At 62.0% G+C, this 21675-nt stretch carries 23 protein-coding genes; 21 read left to right on the top strand and 2 right to left on the bottom strand.

Annotated features, from left to right (window positions below; genetic code table 11):
- Nucleotides 1-334: 334 nt before the first annotated feature.
- The 4 genes from PIN31009_RS26925 to PIN31009_RS26940 all read left to right on the top strand — a co-directional run bounded on the left by PIN31009_RS26925 (nt 335) and on the right by PIN31009_RS26940 (nt 3587).
- Entirely contained in the window at nt 335-1339 is a 1005-nt protein-coding gene (locus PIN31009_RS26925) for an RluA family pseudouridine synthase (RefSeq protein WP_150686351.1), read from the top strand.
- The gene (locus tag PIN31009_RS26930) at nt 1326-1988 is read left to right on the top strand and encodes an HAD-IA family hydrolase (RefSeq protein WP_058375956.1); all 663 of its coding nucleotides are present in this window, start codon (nt 1326-1328) and stop codon (nt 1986-1988) included. The genes PIN31009_RS26925 and PIN31009_RS26930 overlap by 14 nt, the downstream gene beginning before the upstream one ends.
- 32 nt (nt 1989-2020) lie before the next feature.
- The gene (locus tag PIN31009_RS26935) at nt 2021-2455 is read left to right on the top strand and encodes a Rieske (2Fe-2S) protein (protein ID WP_150792113.1); all 435 of its coding nucleotides are present in this window, start codon (nt 2021-2023) and stop codon (nt 2453-2455) included.
- Between the two features lie 76 nt (nt 2456-2531).
- A complete protein-coding gene (locus PIN31009_RS26940) occupies nt 2532-3587 on the top strand; it encodes a S49 family peptidase (RefSeq protein ID WP_150792090.1) in 1056 nt (351 codons plus the stop codon).
- Between the two features lie 98 nt (nt 3588-3685).
- On the opposite strand, the gene PIN31009_RS26945 is transcribed toward PIN31009_RS26940, so the two are convergent.
- Nucleotides 3686-4402: an SAM-dependent methyltransferase gene (locus tag PIN31009_RS26945; protein WP_150686353.1), complete on the bottom strand. Its 717-nt coding sequence runs from the start codon at nt 4400-4402 to the stop codon at nt 3686-3688.
- Nucleotides 4399-5034: a Maf family nucleotide pyrophosphatase gene (locus PIN31009_RS26950; protein ID WP_150792091.1), complete on the bottom strand. Its 636-nt coding sequence runs from the start codon at nt 5032-5034 to the stop codon at nt 4399-4401. The genes PIN31009_RS26945 and PIN31009_RS26950 overlap by 4 nt, the downstream gene beginning before the upstream one ends.
- A 176-nt stretch (nt 5035-5210) precedes the next feature.
- Here PIN31009_RS26950 and PIN31009_RS26955 point away from each other — a divergent pair, with 176 nt between their 5' ends.
- The 17 genes from PIN31009_RS26955 (at nt 5211) to era (ending at nt 21625) form a co-directional block, all read left to right on the top strand.
- Nucleotides 5211-5813 carry a YceD family protein gene (locus PIN31009_RS26955; RefSeq protein WP_150686355.1) on the top strand — a complete coding sequence of 201 codons (603 nt, stop codon included), beginning with the start codon at nt 5211-5213 and terminating at the stop codon, nt 5811-5813.
- A gap of 128 nt (nt 5814-5941) precedes the next feature.
- A complete protein-coding gene (rpmF, locus tag PIN31009_RS26960; RefSeq protein WP_023594409.1) occupies nt 5942-6121 on the top strand; it encodes a 50S ribosomal protein L32 in 180 nt (59 codons plus the stop codon).
- A 118-nt stretch (nt 6122-6239) separates the two neighbouring features.
- Complete coding sequence (gene plsX / locus PIN31009_RS26965) at nt 6240-7292, top strand: phosphate acyltransferase PlsX (protein WP_150686356.1); 1053 nt, start codon at nt 6240-6242, stop codon at nt 7290-7292.
- Nucleotides 7293-7335: 43 nt separating this feature from the next.
- Nucleotides 7336-8325 (top strand): beta-ketoacyl-ACP synthase III, encoded by a 990-nt coding sequence (locus PIN31009_RS26970; RefSeq protein ID WP_150792092.1) that lies wholly within the window; start codon nt 7336-7338, stop codon nt 8323-8325.
- 145 nt (nt 8326-8470) lie between these two features.
- A complete protein-coding gene (gene fabD, locus PIN31009_RS26975; RefSeq protein WP_150792093.1) occupies nt 8471-9400 on the top strand; it encodes an ACP S-malonyltransferase in 930 nt (309 codons plus the stop codon).
- A 35-nt stretch (nt 9401-9435) separates the two neighbouring features.
- Nucleotides 9436-10185 carry a 3-oxoacyl-ACP reductase FabG gene (gene fabG / locus PIN31009_RS26980; protein ID WP_150686359.1) on the top strand — a complete coding sequence of 250 codons (750 nt, stop codon included), beginning with the start codon at nt 9436-9438 and terminating at the stop codon, nt 10183-10185.
- A 135-nt stretch (nt 10186-10320) separates the two neighbouring features.
- A complete protein-coding gene (gene acpP, locus PIN31009_RS26985) occupies nt 10321-10560 on the top strand; it encodes an acyl carrier protein (protein ID WP_150686360.1) in 240 nt (79 codons plus the stop codon).
- A gap of 146 nt (nt 10561-10706) precedes the next feature.
- Nucleotides 10707-11945 carry a beta-ketoacyl-ACP synthase II gene (fabF, locus tag PIN31009_RS26990; protein WP_150792094.1) on the top strand — a complete coding sequence of 413 codons (1239 nt, stop codon included), beginning with the start codon at nt 10707-10709 and terminating at the stop codon, nt 11943-11945.
- 165 nt (nt 11946-12110) lie between these two features.
- On the top strand, nt 12111-12710 hold the full coding sequence (gene rpoE / locus PIN31009_RS26995; protein WP_150686361.1) for an RNA polymerase sigma factor RpoE: 600 nt from the start codon (nt 12111-12113) through the stop codon (nt 12708-12710).
- Nucleotides 12711-12748: 38 nt separating this feature from the next.
- Nucleotides 12749-13447, top strand: coding sequence for a sigma-E factor negative regulatory protein (locus PIN31009_RS27000; protein ID WP_150792095.1), 699 nt, complete (start codon nt 12749-12751; stop codon nt 13445-13447).
- Nucleotides 13448-14506 (top strand): MucB/RseB C-terminal domain-containing protein, encoded by a 1059-nt coding sequence (locus tag PIN31009_RS27005; RefSeq protein ID WP_150686363.1) that lies wholly within the window; start codon nt 13448-13450, stop codon nt 14504-14506. It abuts the gene before it with no gap.
- A gap of 172 nt (nt 14507-14678) precedes the next feature.
- Nucleotides 14679-16151, top strand: coding sequence for a DegQ family serine endoprotease (locus PIN31009_RS27010; RefSeq protein WP_246185888.1), 1473 nt, complete (start codon nt 14679-14681; stop codon nt 16149-16151).
- A gap of 29 nt (nt 16152-16180) precedes the next feature.
- On the top strand, nt 16181-16426 hold the full coding sequence (locus PIN31009_RS27015; protein ID WP_150792097.1) for a glutaredoxin family protein: 246 nt from the start codon (nt 16181-16183) through the stop codon (nt 16424-16426).
- A gap of 194 nt (nt 16427-16620) precedes the next feature.
- A complete protein-coding gene (gene lepA / locus PIN31009_RS27020) occupies nt 16621-18426 on the top strand; it encodes a translation elongation factor 4 (protein WP_150792098.1) in 1806 nt (601 codons plus the stop codon).
- Nucleotides 18427-18444: 18 nt separating this feature from the next.
- Nucleotides 18445-19359: a signal peptidase I gene (lepB, locus tag PIN31009_RS27025; RefSeq protein WP_150792099.1), complete on the top strand. Its 915-nt coding sequence runs from the start codon at nt 18445-18447 to the stop codon at nt 19357-19359.
- 284 nt (nt 19360-19643) lie between these two features.
- Nucleotides 19644-20675 carry a ribonuclease III gene (gene rnc / locus PIN31009_RS27030; protein ID WP_150792100.1) on the top strand — a complete coding sequence of 344 codons (1032 nt, stop codon included), beginning with the start codon at nt 19644-19646 and terminating at the stop codon, nt 20673-20675.
- A gap of 56 nt (nt 20676-20731) precedes the next feature.
- Nucleotides 20732-21625 carry a GTPase Era gene (gene era / locus PIN31009_RS27035; protein ID WP_058375940.1) on the top strand — a complete coding sequence of 298 codons (894 nt, stop codon included), beginning with the start codon at nt 20732-20734 and terminating at the stop codon, nt 21623-21625.
- Nucleotides 21626-21675: the final 50 nt, after the last annotated feature.

Raw genomic sequence — 21675 nt, forward strand, 5'->3', positions numbered from 1 at the left:
CTTATTCTTATTGTGGCGGCGCCTCAATCTCGACTTTTGCGCGAACGATATTCACAAAGCGATCAGCCTGAAAGAATGGACTCCAGTCTGACCGCCAAAAAATTCTATAACCACCAACTCTATCCGCGTCATGCGCGCTGCGACCGAAGCGGCCTATGGGCCAGACTTCCTGCCGACGCTGCGTGACGTGCGTGCGCTCGCTGCTCCAGGGTCACCGGACGAGCAGCCTGCCCGGGGTGCAAGTAAAATACCGTTTTGGGGTATGCACCAGCAGAGGTGTGGATTTGGCACGATTCCCGCTACCGCCACCTCTGTCGGACAAATTATATTCATAATGAATGAGTTAGGCAAAAGTCGGCACAAAATGGTTGCGCCGGCACCCGCACCACAGGTGCGGTTGGTCGAAGTCGATGACGGCTCGGCCGGTCAGCGGATCGATAATTTCCTCCTGCGTGAGTGCAAAGGGGTACCGAAAAGTCACGTTTATCGGATTCTTCGCAGCGGCGAAGTCCGCGTAAACAAAGGGAGAGTAGACGCAGCCTATCGACTTGTCCTGGGCGATATCATCCGAATTCCCCCGGTTCGCGTGGCTGCCGGTTCCAACGAACCCCAGACTCACGTTCCCGCCGCCACATTCCCCGTATTGTTCGAAGACGATTACCTGCTGGCCATCAATAAGCCGGCCGGCGTGGCCGTGCACGGTGGCAGCGGCGTGTCGTTCGGTGTGATCGAGCAATTGCGCCGGGCCATGCCGCAACTGAAGTTTCTCGAACTGGTACACCGCCTCGACCGCGATACGTCGGGCATTCTGCTGCTTGCCAAGAAGCGCGCCGCGCTGGTCGGCATGCACGAGCAGATTCGCCACAACCGGATGGACAAGCGTTATCTGGCTTGTGTCACCGGCGAATGGCGCGACAAGCTGCGGGCGGTCAAAGCGCCGCTATATAAATACGTCACGTCCGAGGGGGAGCGCCGCGTCAGGGTGCAGGAAGACGGCCAGCAATCGCACACCGTATTTCGCATGATGGAGTCGTTTCCGCCTTATACCTTGCTGGAAGCGGAACTGAAAACGGGACGAACCCATCAGATACGCGTTCATCTGGCACACTGCGGCACCCCGATCGTGGGCGACGACAAGTACGGCGACTTCACGCTGAACAAAAACCTCGCCCGTCCCGGCGCCAAGCCCGGTATCAAGCGCATGTTCCTGCACGCCTGGCGGCTGAAGTTCACGCATCCCGTGCTCGATACGCCGATTGCACTGGAAGCTGCGTTACCGCCAGAATGTGAGCAATTCCTGAATCAACTTCGAGGCGCTCCCGCCGATGCCAAGCCCTGAGTTCGACCTGGTCGTTTTCGACTGGGACGGGACGTTGATGGATTCGACGCCCACCATTACCCGCTGTATTCAGGCGGCCTGCCGCGACCTTGGGTTGCCTGTGCCGACTGACGAACTGGCCAGCCATGTCATCGGGCTGGGGCTGCGTGACGCCTTGCAAATGGCCGTTCCAACGCTCGATCCTGCACACTATCCGCGCCTTTCCGAGCGCTATCGCTTTCACTATCTGATAGGTGACAAGGCCACCGTGCTGTTCCCGGGTGTCCGTGAATTGCTGGAAGAACTGCGCTCGCGCGGTCGATTTCTGGCCGTGGCGACCGGTAAGTCGCGCGTTGGCCTGAACCGCGCGCTGGAATCGGCAGGCCTGATGCGCACGTTCGACGCGACCCGTTGCGCGGATGAGACATTCTCGAAACCGCATCCGGCCATGCTTCAGGAACTGACCCGTGAGCTTGGGCAGGATTTGCGCCGCACCGTCATGATCGGCGACACCACGCACGACTTGCAGATGGCGCATAGCGCCGGAGCGGCGAGCGTGGCGGTGGCTTATGGCGGCGCGCATCCGCGCGATCAGCTTGAGGCGCTCGCGCCGGCGTTCTGCGCGGGCAGCGTGGCGGAACTGCGCGAGTGGCTGTTGGAACGGGTGTGAGCGAAGCCGTGACCGACCCCGTGATCGACCCCGTGAGCGAAGCCGCCGCCCCCCAATCGATCTGTGCCGGTAGCGCGCTGGAAGACGGCGGGCTCGGCGTGCGTTTCGAAGTGCTGGTCGGCGGCCACCGCACGCCAGCCTTCGTGATTCGCTACGACGGGCAGGTGTACGGCTACCTCAATCAGTGCGCCCACGTGCCCATGGAGCTGGACTGGTCGGAGGGGCAGTTCTTCGAGACGTCCGGCTTATACTTGATGTGCGCTACGCATGGCGCGACGTACGAGCCCCATACCGGGCATTGTGTCGGTGGCCCGTGCCGTGGCGGGGCATTGCAGCCGGTACGGGTCGAGGAACGGCCGACCGCAGCCGACGGGGTATCGCCGGATGCCGCCCTCGCCGGGACGACGGTCGTCTGGTGGCCGGATGCCTATATACAAGTGCCCGATGCGCCTGCATCGAGCGCGTGAAGCAACCTGAACTCGACCTGAATTCGACGACTGCCGAACTTCCACCGCATTTCCCTCAAGCTTTTCTGGATAACGTATGGCCGACTCCCTGCCGCCCGACTCGCCCCGCACCGAACCCGGTTTTCCGCCGCCCGGTGGGCGTCCCCCTTCGGGAGGCAGTGGGAGCCCGCGTGACCCCCGCGACGTGAAGCCGTGGGAGCGCGAGATGCTCGAAAAGGTGCTGATGGCCGGCATCAAGGAGCAGCGGGCTGCCCGTCGCTGGAAAATCTTCTTTCGCCTGCTGATGCTGGCGATCGTTGCCCTCGTCGTCTGGTCGATTTTCGATATCGACGGGAGCAGCAGCACATCGTCCGCTGGCGGTTCCGGCAAGCACACGGCGCTCGTGACACTGAGCGGCGAAATTTCCCCGGATAGTCAGGCCAGTGCCGAAAAGATCAACTCGGCACTCGAGTCGGCGTTCGACGATTCCTCGGCCGCCGGCGTGATCCTGCGTATCAACAGCCCGGGCGGCAGCCCGGTGCAGGCCGGCATGATCTACGACGATATCGCCCGTCTGCGTGCGAAATATCCGAAGAAGCCGCTGTACGTCGTCGTCGAGGAAATTTGTGCATCGGGCGGCTATTACGTGGCCGCCGCTGCCGACAAGATCTATGTCGACAAGGCGAGCATCGTCGGGTCCATCGGCGTGTTGATGGACGGTTTCGGCTTCACGGGGCTCATGGACAAGCTCGGCGTCGAGCGGCGTTTGTTGACGGCCGGCCGCAACAAGGGCTTCCTCGACCCGTTCTCGCCCCAGACCGATCAACAGAAGACGTACGCGCTCGACATGCTTGAGCAGGTGCATCAGCAGTTCATCGGGGCCGTTAAGAAGGGACGTGGTGACCGTCTGAAGGACGATCCGGACCTGTTCAGTGGTCTCTTCTGGACGGGCCAGCGCGCCATCGAACTGGGGCTGGCCGACGGCACTGGCACGGTGGATTCGGTCGCTCGCGACGTGTTGAAAGCGCCCGATCTGGTCGACTACACCGTCAAGGAAAACCTGCCGGAGCGCATGGCGCGCCGGTTCGGTGCGGCGGTCGGCACGGCGGCAATGAAGACGATGATGATGGGTTCGTCGCTGTCGCTGAAGTAACCGGATTTTCGAGGCGGGGGCCCGCTCGCGGGCGGCGTTTCCGGTGAAAATCGAAGAAAAACCCCACGGGAACGGAAGTTTTCGTGGGGTTTTTGTTTTTACTGCGCGAGGAACAGGAAAATCGCCGGGCGCTTGTGTAGCTCCACGGTGTTCTGCGGCCAGCCTTTCACGCGATGGGCGACGATCTGCTCGGCGTCCTGCGTCACGTCGACGGCCACGCACAGCAGCGTCGACGCGTCGCAGTTTTGCAGCAGCGCATCGAGCATGGCCTTATTGCGGTAGGGCGTCTCGATAAAAATCTGCGTCTGCTTTTCCTTGCGCGAGCGCTGTTCGAGCTCGCGCAGCCGCTTGGCGCGCTCGCCCGCATCGGTCGGCAGGTAGCCGTGAAACGCGAAACTCTGGCCGTTCAGGCCGCTGGCCATCAGGGCCAGCAGAATCGAGCTTGGGCCAACGAAGGGCACCACCCGTACGCCTTTCTCGTGGGCGCGTCGTACCAGCAGCGCGCCCGGATCGGCCACCGCCGGGCAGCCCGCTTCCGATACGAGGCCACCGTCGGCACCCGCCAGAATCGGCGCCAGCAGGGCGTCAATGGCGGCTGCCGGCGTGTTGACGTTCAACTCGCGGATCTCGATGTCCTGAATCGGCGTATTCACGCCGACCAGTTTTAGGAAGGCGCGCGTGCTCTTGGCCTGTTCGCCCACGAAGTACGTCAGGCCGGCCGTCACCGTGCGGACCTCTTCAGGCAATACGGCGGGCAAGCCGCCGCGTGTCGCGGTGCCGAGCGTGTTCGGAATCAGATACAGCGTGCCGCTCATGCCGTGGCTCCCGAGCCGCCTTGCTGCGGTGCGCTCTGCGGGACGATGGACACCCCCGCCTGCATCAGCATGGTCGTGAGCGCGATCATCGGCAGGCCGATGAGGGCGGTCGGGTCGTCGTTCTCGATGGTTTCGAGCAGCATGATGCCCAGCCCCTCGGACTTGGCGCTTCCCGCGCAGTCATAAGGGGTCTCGGCGTGGAGATAGGCGGCGAGCACGTCGTCGGGCAAGTCGCGGAACTTCACCCGCGTTACCACGTCTGTGGCTTGGCTGCTGTCGTTGCGGGCATCGTGCAGGCAGAGCGCGGAGTGAAATTCCACCACCTTGCCGCGCATGTCGCGCAATTGCGCCATGGCGTTCTCGAAGTTACCGGGCTTGCCGATCTGGCGGCCTTCGAACGTGGCCACCTGATCGGAGCCGATGATGAGGGCGTCCGGGTGCAGGGCGGCGACAGCTTGGGCTTTCTCGCGCGACAGGCGCAGCGAGGTGTCGTGCGGGGTTTCGCCGGATGCCGGGGTTTCGTCGATGTTCGGAACGACGACCGTGAACGGCAGGCGCAGGCGCTCAAGCAGTTCACGGCGATAGCGCGATCCGGAGGCCAGGATCAGCGGTGGCAGGGGCTGTGCGGTCATCGGGTTTAAGTGTTTGACGAGAAACGAAAAACTATTTAGAATTCACGGCTTTTGCAATCTGGCGCTCGGTCCCGCCAGTCTGCGCGATCAGGGTTCGAACGCCGGAAAACGGCGTCGGATCAAGGCGCTGCGAGGGCAAGGGACGTTGAAAAGCAGTCAGATGCGCCAAGGCAAGGATGAGCGTGATGAACGAATATATCGTCGATCTGTTCGAATTCGCGCGTACCGGCCGGGTGGCGGAAGGTGACGTGCAACTTGCGGCATTGCCGCGCATGGTAACCGAAGTGCCTCCTGAAGTCTCGGAGGCCGCCCGTGCGAAAGGCGTGTTCCACTGGCGCGCCGAAGGCAGCGAAAAACAGGTGTTGCGTGCGGATGGTAAGCCCACTGTTGCGCAGTTTCTGACGCTGTCGGTCGAAGGCCCGATGTGGCTGGAGTGCCAACGCTGCCTGACGCCGTATCAGGAGCCGCTGGACTCGGAGACGACGTTCGAAATCGTGCGCGACGATGCGGCTGCCGAAGCCCGTCCGCTCGATGAAGACGAACTCGAGGCGCTGGTTGGCTCGAAGCATTTCGATCTGCGCGAGCTGGTCGAGGAAGAATTGTTGTTGGCTTTGCCGATTGTGCCCAAACACGAGGTTTGTCCGAGTGTGCACGACGCGCTGGCCACGGGCAGCGACGGGTTAGCCGAACCGGAACCCGAGCCCGAAGAAGAGGATAAGCCGTCTCCGTTCGCGGCGCTGGCAGCGCTCAAGCGCTCGCCGGACAAGGACGGAAAGTAAAGTGCGGCCGGGTTTCCGGCTCACCAAAGTACAAGTTTGCGTTAGTCGCACAGGTCGGGCCGACAGGCCGACACCGTAGGGCGGCGCTCGAACTGTGTTAAAATTTCGCGATATTTTGAGGAGTTATCATGGCCGTTCAACAGAACAAGAAGTCGCCGTCGAAGCGCGGCATGCACCGTTCGCACGATTTCCTGACCGCACCGTCGACCGCCGTCGAACCGACGTCGGGTGAGACGCACCTGCGTCACCACATTTCGCCGAACGGTTTCTACCGTGGTCGTAAGGTCATCAAGACCAAGAACGACTAATTCGGCCCGACAGACGACACGCGCCCATCATGGCGCTGTTTGATCGTCCGATGTGGCAAAAGCGGCACTTATCCTGCCGCTTTTTTTGTTACCTGTACCGCAAGCCAATCACGTCGACATGACAGTCACCCTGACGATCGATTGTATGGGCGGTGACCATGGCCCATCGGTGACGGTGCCGGCCGCGGTTCACTTCGTACAATCCACCGACGATGTCGAGCTCGTGCTGGTCGGGCAGCAGGACGCCATCAACGCGCAGCTCGCAAAGTTGCGCGTGACGGATCACCCGCGCCTGTCCGTCGTCAATGCGACCGAAGTCGTCGCTATGGACGACTCGGTCGAGACCGCGCTTCGCAAGAAGAAAGACTCTTCGATGCGCGTGGCGTTGAATCTGGTCAAGGAAGCGCGCGCGCAGGCTTGCGTGTCCGCCGGGAATACCGGTGCGCTGATGGCCGTTTCGCGCTACGTGCTCAAGACGTTGCCGGGTATCGAGCGTCCCGCCATTGCCACGGTGCTGCCCAATCAGAAGGGCGGCTACACCACGATGCTCGATTTGGGCGCCAACGTGGACTGCGAGCCGACCCACCTGCTGCAATTCGCCGAAATGGGCCACGCGCTCGTCGCGGCGGTCGATGGCAAGGACCATCCGTCGATTGGTCTGCTCAACATCGGCGAAGAAGTTATCAAGGGCAACGACGTCATCAAGCAGGCAGGCGAGCTGTTGCGCGCCTCCACGCTGAACTTCTACGGCAACGTGGAAGGCAACGACATCTATCGCGGCACCACCGACATCGTGGTCTGCGACGGTTTCGTCGGTAACGTCGCGCTCAAGACCTCCGAAGGCCTGGCGCAAATGCTCGGCGACATGATCAGAGAGGAATTCACCCGTACGTGGTGGGCCAAAGTGATCGCTGTCGTCGCGCTGCCGATTCTCACCCGCTTCAAGAACCGCGTCGATCACCGTCGTTATAACGGTGCGGCGTTGCTCGGGTTGCGTGCACTTGTCATCAAGAGCCACGGCTCGGCCGACGCCTACTCGTTTGAATGGGCTATCAAACGCGGCTATGATGCAGTTCGCAATGGTGTGCTCGACCGCTTGTCGCACGCCATGCAGGAGAATCAATCCAAGCTCCAGGACAACAAGCCGGCGAGCGCCATTCCGGCGCTTTGATGCCGGCCCGCCCTGGCGCTCCAACCGATCAACCGATCTCAAGATGACCCAGTCCGCGATTCATTCCCGTGTCATCGGTACCGGCAGCTACCTGCCGGCACGACGCGTGACCAACCAGCAGTTGGCTGACGAGCTTGCCACGCGCGGCATCGAGACGAGCGACGAGTGGATCGTCGCGCGCACCGGTATCAAGGCCCGGCATTTCGCGGCGCCTGATCAGAGCAGCAGCGACATGGCCACCGAGGCCGCGAAGCGTGCGCTCGAGATGGCCGGACTCGACGCCAACCAGCTCGACCTGATCATCGTTGCCACCTCCACGCCCGACTTCGTGTTCCCGAGCACGGCCTGCCTCGTGCAGAACAAACTCGGCATCACCAACGGGTGTGCGGCGTTCGACGTGCAGGCTGTGTGCTCGGGTTTCGCTTACGCGATGGCCACGGCGCATAACTTCATCCGCGCCGGCGCCCACCGCAATGTGCTGGTGATCGGTGCCGAGACGTTCTCGCGGATTCTCGATTTCAACGATCGCACCACCTGCGTGCTGTTCGGCGACGGTGCCGGCGCGGTTGTGCTGCAAGCCTCCGACGAGCCGGGCATTCTGTCGAGCGCACTGCACGCCGACGGCAGCCACTCGAACATTCTGTGCGTGCCGGGCAATGTGAATGCCGGCGCGGTGCAGGGTGAGGCGTTCCTCTATATGGATGGCCAGGCGGTGTTCAAGCTGGCCGTCAAGGTGCTGGAGAAAGTGGCCCACGAGGCCCTGGAGAAGGCCGGACTGGAGCAGTCGGCGATCGACTGGCTGATTCCGCATCAGGCCAACCTGCGCATCATGACGAGCACGGCCCGCAAGCTGGGTCTGCCCGAAGACAAAATGGTCGTCACCGTCGACCAGCATGGCAATACCTCGGCTGCCTCGATTCCGCTCGCGCTTGACGTGGCGGTTCGCGACGGCCGCATCAAGCCCGGCCAGAACGTCATGATCGAAGGCGTTGGCGGCGGCTTTACCTGGGGCGCGGTGCTGTTCCGCATGTAAAAGCCCTCCGGCGCAGCGGTGTCGTGCGCGTGTCGGGCATTCCGCAGAGGAGTGCCGGCCATGCACCGATGCCGCCTCGCGCGTCACGACGACGCGCGACAATGCGCCGCGTCGTTTCCTGAATCTGACTGCAAACCCAAGCGCTATGACATTCGCTTTCGTTTTCCCGGGACAAGGATCCCAATCGGTGGGCATGCTGGACGCCTTCGGTGACAACACCGTCGTGCGCGAGACGCTCGCCGAAGCTTCGGATGCCCTCGGGCAGGATATGGCCAAGCTGATTGCCGCTGGCCCCGCCGAAGATCTGAACCTCACCACCAATACCCAGCCGGTGATGCTCACCGCCGCCTACGCGATGTACCGCGCGTGGCTGGCCGAGGGCGGCGCCGTGCCGGCGTTCGTGGCTGGTCACAGCCTTGGCGAGTACACCGCCTTGGTGGCTGCCGGCGTGATCGCCTTCAAGGATGCCGTGCCGCTCGTGCGTTTCCGCGCGCAAGCCATGCAGGAAGCCGTGCCGGTCGGTCAGGGCGGCATGGCCGCGATTCTCGGTCTGGACGACGACACCGTGCGCAACGTCTGCGCCGAAGCGTCGGCGGCCGGCGTGGTCGAGGCGGTCAATTTCAACGCCCCGGCGCAAGTGGTGATCGCGGGTGCCAAGGCGGGCGTCGAAAAGGCGTGCGAACTGGCCAAAGCCGCGGGCGCCAAGCGTGCGCTGGTGCTGCCGGTGTCGGCGCCGTTCCACTCGTCGTTGCTCAAGCCGGCGTCGGATCGCCTGCGCGAGTATCTGGCGGGCGTGACGTTCAACGCACCGCAAATCCCGCTCGTCAATAACGTGGATGTCGCGGTCGAAACCGACGTCGCCCGTATCAAAGACGCGCTGGTCCGTCAGGCCGCTGCCCCGGTGCGCTGGGTCGAGTCGGTCAAGTGGCTCGCGGGCCAAGGCGTGACGCAAGTGGTCGAGTGCGGTCCGGGCAAGGTGCTCACCGGTCTGACCAAGCGTATCGACGGCAACCTCACGGGGCTGGCGATCACCGACCCGGCATCGCTCGCCGACGTGCGCGGCCAGCTCTCGTAAGCAATCGGCAAAGAACAGGCAAAGGTATTCCTCTCATGAGCAAGCAACTCGACAATCATGTGGCGCTGGTGACGGGTGCCTCGCGCGGCATCGGCCGTGCCATCGCACTCGAACTGGCCCGTCAGGGCGCCACCGTCGTCGGCACCGCCACGAGCGAAGCGGGCGCGAAGGGCATTGACGCATATTTCGCCGAAGCCGGTATTTCGGGAAAAGGCATCGTTCTGAACGTAACCGACGCTGAAGGCGTGGCCGCAGCGCTCGACGGCATTCTCAAGCAATACGGAAAGCTCGACATCCTCGTCAACAATGCCGGCATCACGCGCGATAACCTCGCGATGCGCATGAAGGACGACGAGTGGGACGACGTCATCGACACGAACCTGAAGGCGATCTTCCGTCTGTCGCGTGCCGTGATCAAGCCGATGATGAAGGCCCGCAACGGCCGCATCATCAACGTGACCTCGGTGGTCGGCTCGGCCGGCAACCCGGGGCAGGCCAACTACGCGGCCGCCAAGGCGGGTGTGGCAGGGATGTCCCGTTCGTTGGCCGCCGAGATCGGCAGCCGAAACATCACGGTCAATTGTGTGGCACCGGGTTTCATCGATACCGACATGACCAAGGCGTTGGGCGAAGCCCAGCACGAAGCGCTGAAGGCGCGAATTCCGTTGGGCCGTCTGGGCGCGCCGGAAGATATCGCGAATGCCGTAGCGTTCCTCGCGTCGCCGCAGGCCGGTTACATCACCGGCACCACGCTGCACGTGAACGGCGGCATGTTTATGAATTAACGACAGGTCGCGTAAATAACGGTGGAATTACGTGATTTTGCGCGACATTGAACATTATTTGGCGCGTGCTAACTTTGCTTGGCAAACCTGTTAAAATGCGCGCACTTGTCTGAACTAACTACCCCGGAGGGTTGCATGGAAAACATTGAACAACGCGTCAAGAAGATCGTCGCGGAACAACTTGGCGTTGCCGAAGCAGACATCAAGAACGAATCGAGCTTTGTGAATGACCTGGGTGCCGACTCGCTCGATACGGTTGAGCTGGTGATGGCCCTGGAAGAAGAGTTCGGCATGGAAATCCCGGACGAAGAAGCTGAAAAGATCACCACCGTGCAGCAAGCGATCGATTACGCGAGCGCGCACGTCAAGGCCTAAACGGGGCCTACGGATCGCCTGGCCGGCCGGAGCGCCGACCGGTTCCCGGCGCCAGGGATGCCTGTCAGCCGCAGGGAGCACGGGGTCGGACCCTGTCGCCTCTGTGGCTTTTGTTTTGTATGACCCAGCAGAAGAAGGGGAGTATCGTGAGTCGTCGTCGCGTCGTCATTACTGGTCTGGGCCTGATCTCGCCGGTCGGCAATACTGTTGCCGAAGGTTGGGATAATCTGGTCGCCGGCCGCTCGGGCATCGCCAACATCACGAAGTTCGATTCGACCAACCATCGGGTGCACTTCGCGGGCGAAGTCAAGAACTTCGAGACCGAGAAGTACATTTCCGCGAAGGAAGCCCGCCGTATGGATACGTTTATCCATTACGGGCTTGCTGCCGGCATTCAAGCGTTCGAAGACAGCGGCCTCGCAGTGACCGAAGCCAATGCCGAGCGTATTGGTGTGCTGGTCGGTTCGGGCATCGGCGGTCTGCCGATGATCGAGGACACCGATAAGTCGCTTATCGAGGGCGGTCCGCGCAAGATCTCCCCGTTCTTCGTGCCGGGCTCGATCATCAACATGATCTCGGGTCACCTGTCGATCAAGTTCGGCCTGAAGGGCCCGAACCTTGCCATCGTCACGGCCTGCACGACGGGTCTTCACTGTATTGGTCAAGCCGCGCGCATGATCCAGTACGGCGATGCAGACGCCGTGCTCGCCGGGGGTGCCGAGTCGACCGTTTCGCCGTTGGGCATCGGTGGCTTTGCCGCCATGAAGGCCCTGTCGGAGCGCAACGATGATCCGGCGACGGCGAGCCGTCCGTGGGATCGCGATCGCGACGGCTTCGTGCTGGGTGAAGGCGCCGGCGTGATGATGGTCGAAGAGTACGAGCACGCCAAGGCGCGCGGCGCGAAGATCTACGCCGAGCTGACTGGCTTCGGCATGAGCGCCGACGCGTACCACATGACCGCACCGTGCGAAGACGGCGACGGCGCCCTGCGTTCGATGAAGAATGCGTTGCGCGACGCCGGTATCAACGCCGACGCGGTGAACTACGTCAACGCACACGGCACGTCGACGCCGCTGGGCGATATCGCCGAAACGGTCGCTGTGAAGCGCCTGATGGGCGATGCCGCCAAGCAAGTCGTGGTGAATTCGACCAAATCGATGACCGGTCACCTTTTGGGTGGCGCCGGTGGTCTGGAGTCGGTGTTTACCGTGTTGGCTGTGCATCATCAAAAGTCGCCGCCGACGATCAATATCTTCAATCAGGACCCCGCTTGCGATCTGGATTACTGCGCAAACGTGGCCCGAGACATGAAAATTGATGTCGCATTGAAGAACTCTTTCGGTTTTGGCGGGACTAACGGCACGCTGGTCTTCCAGCGAGTCTAAGTTCGCGGGACGCCGCGCAGGCGTCCCGTTCCGCTACCCACGCGCCGGTGAGTGTGCCCGGGCGTGCGGCGTACAAGACATATCCAGCTGTGGCGGCAGGTGCCGCCATGGTGCAATCAGATCCGACCGGATCTGGCAGCCAGAGAAAAAACGGATCCATATCAGGTGAGTGAACGAGAAATCGACCAGGCGCTTGTCGAGCGCGTGCAAAAAGGCGACAAAGCCGCCTTCGAGCTGCTGGTCGCGAAATATCACCGCAAGATCATCCGCCTCGTATCGCGGCTCGTGCGCGATCACGCCGAAGTCGAGGATGTGACGCAGGAGGCCTTTATCAAGGCCTACCGTGCCTTGCCGCAGTTTCGTGGCGAGTCGGCGTTCTATACCTGGCTGTATCGTATTGCTGTCAACACGGCGAAGAACCACCTGGCCACGCAGGGGCGCCGTGCACCGACTTCGACTGAAGCAAACGCTGAAGAAGCGGAAACTTTTGCCGAGGCCGATCAACTAAGGGATATCAACACGCCTGAGTCGATGCTGATGAGCAAGCAGATTGCTCAAACGGTCAACACGGCGATGGAGGCTTTGCCCGATGAACTTCGAACGGCAATTACCCTGCGAGAAATCGAGGGTTTGAGCTACGAAGAGATCGCCGAAGCCATGGGGTGCCCGATCGGAACGGTCCGTTCGCGAATTTTCCGGGCGCGTGAAGCGATTGCCAGCCGGCTCAGGCCGCTGCTGGACACGCCTGACGGTAAGCGCTGGTGAGCGCGCCGCCGGGGAAGTTATTTTCGTTGGGGGATATCATGGGATCAGCGACGGTGCAAACGCAGCGGGGGCTGCAAGCCGAGCGGATTTCCGCGTTGGTTGACGGGGAATTCGATGCGGACGAGTTGGCAGCCCTGCTGGATGAGGCTGACACTTCGGGCCGGCCTCTGTGGGACGACTACCACCTGATCGGGGACGCACTGCGTTCCGATGAATTGGCACTACCGCGTTCGGAATCGGCCTTCATGGCCTCGTTCGCCGCACGCCTCGAAGCCGAGCCGCATCTGCTCGCACCGGCCGCACTGGCCGATGTTCAGGCGAGCACCGCGCAAGCGGCACGCAATGCCGGCTCGCGCATTACCCGTATCAATCCGTTCCTGCGTGTGCGTCGCGTTCTGCCGACGGCCGCTGCCGCTGCGGCGGTCGCTGCGCTGTCGTGGGTCGTAGTGCCGCGCTTACAGGATCACCCGGCCGGCGGTGCACAACCGCAGGTGCTGGCACAGACGGCGGCGCCGTCGGCTGCCACCGGTGGTGCGAACCTGACCCGTGTGACGCTCACGCAGCAGCCGCAAGCGGCTGTGGCCGCGGCCGCCAACGGTGCGGGTCCGAACGATCTGATCGTGCTGCGCGATGCGCGCCTGGACCAGTACCTGGCCGCGCATCAGCAATACGCTCCGGCGCCGATCGGCCAGAGCGTGTCTCCTTATATGCGAGCCTCGGCGCAAGCGGATGAATAAATGCAGCGCCTGAGTATCGAATCCTTGCCGCGTGCGCCCTTGGGGCGCACTTTCTTCCTGTTTGCCTTCCTGCTGGTCTCCACGCTGCAATCGCAGGCGTGGGCACAGGCTTCGGCGCCGTCGGCCGACCCGTTGGTCGAGCGGCGCGAAGTCAGCGCGTGGCTCAACAAGATCCATCGCGCCGCGCAGACCCAGAATTACGTCGGCACCTTCGTCTATCAGCGTGGCTCGACCATGCGTTCGTCGAAGATCAGTCACTTTGCCGACAAGGGTAACGAGTATGAAGAACTCGAAACCCTCGATGGTCGCCAGCGCCGCATTCTCCGGCAGAACGAAGATGTCTACACGCTGATTCCTGAACAGAAGACCGTCTTCCAGGAAAAGCGCGAGAGCAAGGATTCGTTCCCGGCATTGCTCGCAACGCCCACTCGCGACGTTCTCGATTTCTACACGCCGAAGGCGCTGCCGAACGAGCGCATGGCCGGGTTCGATTGCGTGGTGATCGAGCTGACGCCGAAGGACGAGTACCGTTTCGGCTACCGACTGTGGGCAGATCGCAACACTGGCCTGCTGCTGCGTGCGCAGACCATCGACGCCGACGGCCACATGCTCGAGCAGGCGGCGTTCTCGCAGATCTCGATTGGCGTGCCGAGCGAGAAGGCGCGCATCGTGCATGCCATTCAGGCAACGCACGGCTGGCATGTCATCAAGCCGCAGATCGCACCGACGCATCTGTCCGATGCGGGCTGGAGCATCGATGTCGATAAGAAGGTGCCGGGCTTCAAGGCCGTGCGCGAAGTGCGCCGCACGATGCGCTCGACGGCCGATGGCAAACCGCTGGATGTGCAGCAGGTGGTATATTCCGACGGCATGGCAGGACTTTCGGTGTTTATCGAGCCGGCCACGCGTGACCGCAAGGAAGGCCACGGCAGCGCTGGGGCGACCAACATCCTCATCAAGCGCCACGGCGACTATTGGCTGACCTTGCTCGGCGAAGTGCCGCAGGCCACCCTGCAACAGTTCGCTGCAAGTATCGAATTCAAGCAGCCGGCGAAGTAATCGGCTGCCGGGCGGGCCGCCGCCGGCGACGGAGCGGCCCGGGCAGCGAGGTGCACATGGCAGCGATAGCCGTGTGCGTGACAACGTTGCCCTCAGGGATTCCCAGACTATCGCGCACTACGATCTTCCAATGAAGAAGACTCTCCTGCTTCGTGTCATGCTCGGCGGCGTTATGACCGCCTCCTTGGCGGGAGCGCCCGCCGCCTTCGCCGCACCGGCCTCGGCGCCAGCCATTGGATCGGCTGCCCCGGCAGCCCTCGCGCCGCTGGCCAACCTCCCCGATTTCACTCAGCTCGTCGATCGCGTCGGTCCTGCCGTCGTGAACATTCGTACGACTGAGCGCGTCAGTCGCAGCCAGCGCGGTATGCCACCCGGCATGGACGACGATATGGCCGAGTTGTTCCGTCGCTTCTTCGGTGTGCCGATGCCGCAGCCGGGCCCGAAGGGCGGTGCGCCCAAGCGTGGTCAGCCGCAGCCGGACGAAGAGCAGAACAGCGGCGTGGGTTCGGGCTTTATCGTGTCCGCCGACGGCTACATCATGACCAACGCGCACGTGGTCGATGGCGCCGACAGCATCTACGTCACGCTGACCGACAAGCGCGAATTCAAGGCCAAGCTGGTCGGCGCCGACAAGCGCACCGACGTCGCGGTGGTCAAGGTCGAAGCGAAGGATCTGCCGATGGTGCCGATCGGCGATTCGAACAAGTTGCGGGTCGGCGAATGGGTCGTTGCGATCGGTTCGCCGTTCGGGCTGGAAAACACCGTGACCGCTGGGATCGTGTCGGCCAAGGGCCGCGACACCGGCGATTACCTGCCGTTCATCCAGACCGATGTGGCGGTGAACCCGGGCAACTCGGGTGGTCCGCTGATCAACATGCGCGGTGAGGTCGTCGGTATCAATTCGATGATCTACAGCCAGACGGGCGGCTTCATGGGCATTTCGTTCGCGATTCCGATCGACGAAGTGATGCGCGTGGCCGACCAGCTCAAGAAGACAGGTAAGGTCGTGCGCGGCCGTATCGGCGTGGCGATCAGCGAGGTCAGCAAGGACGTGGCCGATTCGCTGGGTCTGCCGCGTGCGCAGGGTGCGCTGGTGCGCAGCATCGAGCCGGGCAGCCCGGCCGAAAAGGCGGGCGTGCAGCCGGGCGACATCATCATGAAGTTCGACGGCCGCCCCGTCGATCACGCGACGGACCTGCCGCGGATGGTGGGCGACACCAAGCCGGGCGCGAGTGCGACGTTGCAAGTGCTGCGCAAGGGCAAGAATCAGGATCTGCGCATTACGATTGCCGAGGCCGATGTCGACACACCGAAGGCGTCGAAAGCGCAAAGCGGCAGCGCCGATACCCCGCACCCGAATGCATTGGGTCTGGTGGTATCCGATCTGAGTGATGCGCAGAAGAAGGACTTGAAGTTGCGCGGCGGCGTGCAGGTTGAGTTGTCGGAAGGCCCGGCCGGCCGCGCCGGTCTGCAGCAGGGTGACATCATCCTGCGGGTGGGCGATACCGATATCACGAGCGCGAAGCAGTTTGAAGAAGTGGTCAAGGCGCTCGATCCGAAGCGTCTGGTGCCGATTCTCGTGCGCCGTGGCGATGCTACGCAGTTCGTGCCGTTGCGTCCGCGCGCACCGGCCGCCGGCAAGTAAGTCGGTCGCGGTTGACGGATCTGACAGCGATGACCGCGCCGGCGCTGACCCTCTATGGCCGCAAGTGGTGTCATCTGTGCGATGACATGCTCGCGGCGCTGGAGGCCATGCGCCCGGCGTGGGACTTCTCAGTAACGGTCGTAGACGTCGACAGCGATCCGGTACTCGAAGCGATATATGACGAAATCGTGCCGGTCCTGGCACTGGGCGAGCGCGAATTGTGCCGCTATCGTTTTGACGCCGCCGCCGTGCAAGCGGCATTGCGCGCGCCGTAGGTCAACTATCTGCCGAGCCATCCCCGACGGTACCCGGGGGCGGCTCCCCCAATCCCACCGATGAAACGCCGCGATGCACGCGATTTCGGCCGGAATGACCGCGCTTTCGGCTAAAATGTCGTGTTAGCCGATTCTCTCGAAAGCCGCTGCCGAGCCGAATCTTCATGGCACCGACTTTTCTCTAGCCCCGCCTCATGGACCATATCCGCAATTTTTCGATCATCGCCCACATCGACCATGGGAAATCGACCCTGGCCGATCGCATCATCCAGCTGAGCGGCGGTTTGTCCGATCGTGAAATGGAATCCCGAGTTCTCGACTCGATGGACCTTGAGCGCGAGCGTGGCATCACCATCAAGGCACAGACCGCAGCGCTGCAATACAAGGCACGCGACGGCAAGATCTACAACCTGAACCTGATCGACACGCCGGGACACGTCGACTTTTCGTACGAAGTGAGCCGTTCGCTGTCCGCCTGCGAAGGCGCGCTGCTCGTGGTCGACGCCTCGCAGGGGGTGGAAGCGCAAACGGTTGCCAACTGCTACACCGCCATTGAACTGGGCGTGGAAGTGGTGCCGGTGCTCAACAAGATCGATTTGCCGTCGGCCGAACCCGAGAACGCGATTCAGGAAATCGAAGACGTCATCGGCATCGAAGCGACCGACGCGGTGCGTTGCTCGGCCAAGACGGGTTTGGGCGTGGAAGAGGTGCTCGAAGCCCTCATCGCCAAGGTGCCGCCGCCCAAGGGCGACGCCACGGCCGCGCTGCAAGCACTGATCATCGACTCGTGGTTCGACAACTACGTGGGCGTCGTGATGCTGGTGCGCGTGGTCAACGGCACGCTCAAGCCGAAGGAAAAGATTCAACTGATGGCCACTGGCGCGACCTATCCGGTCGAGCAGGTCGGTGTGTTCACGCCGCGTTCGCAACAGCGCGAGTCGCTGTCGGCCGGTCAGGTGGGCTTCATCGTCTCGGGCATCAAGGAACTGGACGCTGCCAAGGTCGGTGACACCGTCACGCACGCTGTGACCACCACGACCAAGCCGGCCGCCGAACCGCTGCCGGGCTTCAAGGAAGTGAAGCCGCAGGTGTTCGCGGGCCTGTATCCGGTCGAAGCCAACCAGTACGACGCACTGCGCGAATCGCTCGAGAAGCTCAAGCTCAACGACGCGTCGCTGCAATACGAGCCGGAAGTGTCGCAGGCGCTGGGCTTCGGCTTCCGTTGCGGCTTTCTGGGCTTGCTGCACATGGAAATCGTGCAGGAGCGTCTGGAGCGCGAATTCGACATGGACCTCATCACCACGGCGCCGACCGTGATTTATGAGGTCGTGCAGCGTGACGGCACGACGATCACCGTCGAGAACCCGTCGAAGATGCCGGACCCGGGCCGTATCGAAGAGATTCTCGAGCCGATCGTCACGGTCAACCTGTACATGCCGCAAGAGTACGTGGGCTCCGTGGTCACGTTGTGCCAGCAAAAACGCGGTTTGCAGCTCGACATGCAATATCACGGCCGTCAGGTCAAACTGATCTACGAAATCCCGATGGCGGAAATCGTGCTCGACTTCTTCGATCGTCTGAAGTCGGTGTCGCGCGGTTATGCGTCGATGGATTACGAATTCAAGGAATATCGTTCGTCGGACGTGGTCAAAGTCGACATGCTGATCAACGGCGATAAGGTCGACGCACTATCGATCATCGTTCACCGTTCGGAAAGCCGTCGCCGTGGCAATCAGGTCGCGGCGAAGATGCGCGAAATCATCCCGCGTCAGATGTACGATGTGGCAATTCAGGCTGCGATTGGCGCGAACATCATCGCGCGTGAGAACATCAAGGCGTTGCGCAAGAACGTGCTTGCCAAGTGTTATGGCGGCGACATCTCGCGTAAGAAGAAGCTGCTGGAGAAACAGAAGGCTGGTAAGAAGCGTATGAAGCAGGTGGGGAATGTGGAAATTCCGCAGGAAGCGTTCCTCGCCATTTTGCAAGTCGAAGACAAATAACGTAGCGACAGGTCCCGCATGAATTTCGCCCTGATTCTTTTGATCCTGGTGCTGGTTACCGGGGTGGCCTGGGTGGCCGACAAGTTGGTGTTTCAACCGGCGCGCCGCCGGGCAGCACAGCAGGCGGTGACGCAATTCGATCAGCAGCAGCTTGTATTGCAGGGGTCCGGCATTCAGGGCTCGGGCGTGCAGGAGAGCGGTGCACTCGCGAGTGCGCGCGCCAAGGTGCGTGACGAGAAGCTGCGTCAGCCGTGGTGGCTTGAATACTCGGCGAGCTTCTTCCCGGTGATTCTTGCGGTGTTCGTGCTGCGCTCGTTCGTGGTCGAGCCGTTCAAGATTCCGTCGGGCTCGATGATTCCGACGCTGCTGGTGGGCGACTTCATCCTCGTGAACAAGTTCGACTACGGCATTCGCCTGCCGGTGATCAATAAGAAGGTCATTGATCTGGGCGAGCCGAAGCGCGGCGACGTGGTCGTGTTCCGCTACCCGAAAGATGAGTCCATGGACTACATCAAGCGCGTGATCGGTGTGCCGGGCGACGTGGTGGCCTACGAGAATAAGAAGCTCACGGTCAATGGCGTGCCGGTGCCGGAGACGGCGCTGCCGGACTTCTTCGACGACGAGCACATCGCTTACTACAAGCAGTTCGAAGAGACAGTGGGCGGCGTGAAGCATCGCATCCTGAACGATCCGAACGTGCCGCCGTACATCATGGGTGCCGACGATTTCCCGAACAAGCAGAACTGCCAGTACAACAGTCAGGGCGTGATCTGCAAGGTGCCGCCGGGCAACTACTTCATGATGGGCGATAACCGCGACAACAGCGCGGACAGCCGCTACTGGGGCTTTGTGCCCGAGCAGAATATCGTGGGCCGGGCATTCTTCATCTGGATGAATTTCTCGAACCTCAAGCGTCTGGGCGGCTTCCGATAATTGGAAGGTGCCAAGGACGCCCACTGACGTGGGCAATCCGGAAGCGGTGAGTTATTAATGCGGAGATTGGCGATAAATCGCTGATTTCCGCATTATTGTTTCTAATTTTGTATTCAATCATGCGGCTGGCTTGGCCGGTTGGGGGGATCTCTCCGTTATCCCTCCGGCGTTGTCTGAGCCACCGTCCTCACGCGAGTCTGAAAAGCCCGTCGGACGGCGGTTTCGCCCGTCGTTTCTTGGCGACGACGCGCGCCGGGGCGGGAGCGTCGCGCTATACTTGCGCCATGCCTCAATCACTGAATCAACTGGAAGAACGCCTCCAGTATCGCTTCCACGATGCGGAATTGCTTTGCCAAGCACTGACGCATCGTAGCCACAGTGCCGCCAATAATGAGCGGCTGGAGTTTCTCGGCGATTCCATTCTGAATTGTTCCGTTGCGGCCATTCTGTTCCGTCGTTATCCCAAGCTCGACGAAGGCGATCTGTCGCGTGTGCGGGCCAATCTCGTCAAGCAGCAGTCGCTGTACGAAATTGCGCAGGTGTTGGGCGTCTCCGAGTTTCTGCGACTCGGTGAGGGTGAACTGAAGAGCGGCGGTTTCCGCCGTCCGTCCATTCTGGCCGACACGCTCGAAGCCCTGTTTGGTGCGATGTACCTCGATGGCGGATTCGAAGCGGCGTACGCCGTGATCGAGCGTCTGTACACGCCGGTGCTCGAACACGTCGATCCGAGAACGCTCGGCAAGGACGCAAAGACGCTGTTGCAGGAGTATCTGCAAGGTCACAAGATCGCGCTGCCTCAATACACGGTGACGGCCACGCACGGCGCGGCGCACAACCAGCAATTCGAAGTCGAGTGTGCGGTGCCGAAGCTCGACATCAAGGTGGGCGGCGCAGGCGCAAGCCGCCGGGCGGCCGAACAAGCGGCGGCCAAGAAGGCGCTTGAAGAAGTGCAGAAGATGCCGGCGCTCGCGAAGCCCAAGGCCGAGAAGAGCGCGAAGGCCGCCAAGAAGCGGGCAGCGAAGGCTGCGGCGTCGGAGGCGAAGAAGGCCGATCAGGCCGCGGGTGCACCGTCGCCGGAGTCGCAGGCGAAGGACGCGTCGAAGGATGCCAAGGACGCCAGGGATACCAAAGCCAGCATTCCGGTGCCGGCGATGACCGCCGCGCATGGTCATGGCACAGCGCGTGTCGCGATGCCGGCCGCGGATAAGGTAGCCGACAAGGTAGCCGACAAAGCGACTGAAAAGGCGACAGACAAGTCGGCAGACAAAGCGGCAGACAAGGTCGAAGCTGCAAAGCAACCACCGGCAGCCGCCTGAGTACCATTCAAGGGGACGGTGCATGACGCCGGCCCCTATCACGAGAGTTTCCAAACATGAACGATAAGACGGATTTTCGCTGCGGGACCGTGGCGATCGTCGGGCGTCCGAACGTCGGCAAATCGACGCTGCTCAACGCCCTCGTCGGTCAAAAGATCAGCATTACCTCACGCAAGGCGCAGACCACGCGCCACCGCATCACCGGCATCTGCACCACGGACGACGCCCAGTACATCTTCGTCGATACCCCGGGTTTCCAGACACGTCACGCCACGGCGCTGAACCGCTCGCTCAACCGCGCGGTCACGTCGACGCTGTCGAGCGTGGACATCGTGCTGTTCGTCATTGAAGCGGGCAATTTCGGTCCGGACGACGAGAAGGTGATGAAGCTCCTGCCCGATAACGTGCCGGTGCTGTTGATCATCAACAAGCTCGACCGTATTACTGATCGCGCCGAGATGCTGCCGTTCCTGCAAAAAGTGGGTGCCGTGCGCGATTTCCGTGAAATCATTCCGCTCTCGGCGAAGCGTGCCGACGACATCAAGCGTCTGCTTGGCGTACTGCGTCCGTACCTGCTCGAAGGCGAGCCGATTTACGGCGAAGACGATCTGACCGATCGCAGCGAGCGCTTCATGGCGGCCGAAATCCTGCGCGAAAAAGTTTTCCGCTGGACCGGCGACGAACTGCCGTACACGAGCACGGTGATCATCGACAAGTTTGAAACGGAAGGCAATCTGCGCCGCGTTTTCGCGACGATTCTGGTCGACCGCGACAACCACAAGGCGATGATCATCGGGAACAAGGGTGCGAAGCTCAAGCAGATTTCCACCGACGCGCGCATCGATATGGAGAAGCTCTTCGACGGCCGCGTGTATCTGGAAGTCTGGATCAAGGTCAAGGGCGGTTGGGCCGACAATGAGGCCGGCCTGCGGGCGTATGGCTACGAGTGAACTCGACACGACTCGTGACGAGATTGCCACGTCGGCCGACCTGACGCCGA

Origin of the sequence: Pandoraea iniqua (assembly GCF_902459685.1) — a bacterium.
Lineage (GTDB): Bacteria > Pseudomonadota > Gammaproteobacteria > Burkholderiales > Burkholderiaceae > Pandoraea > Pandoraea iniqua.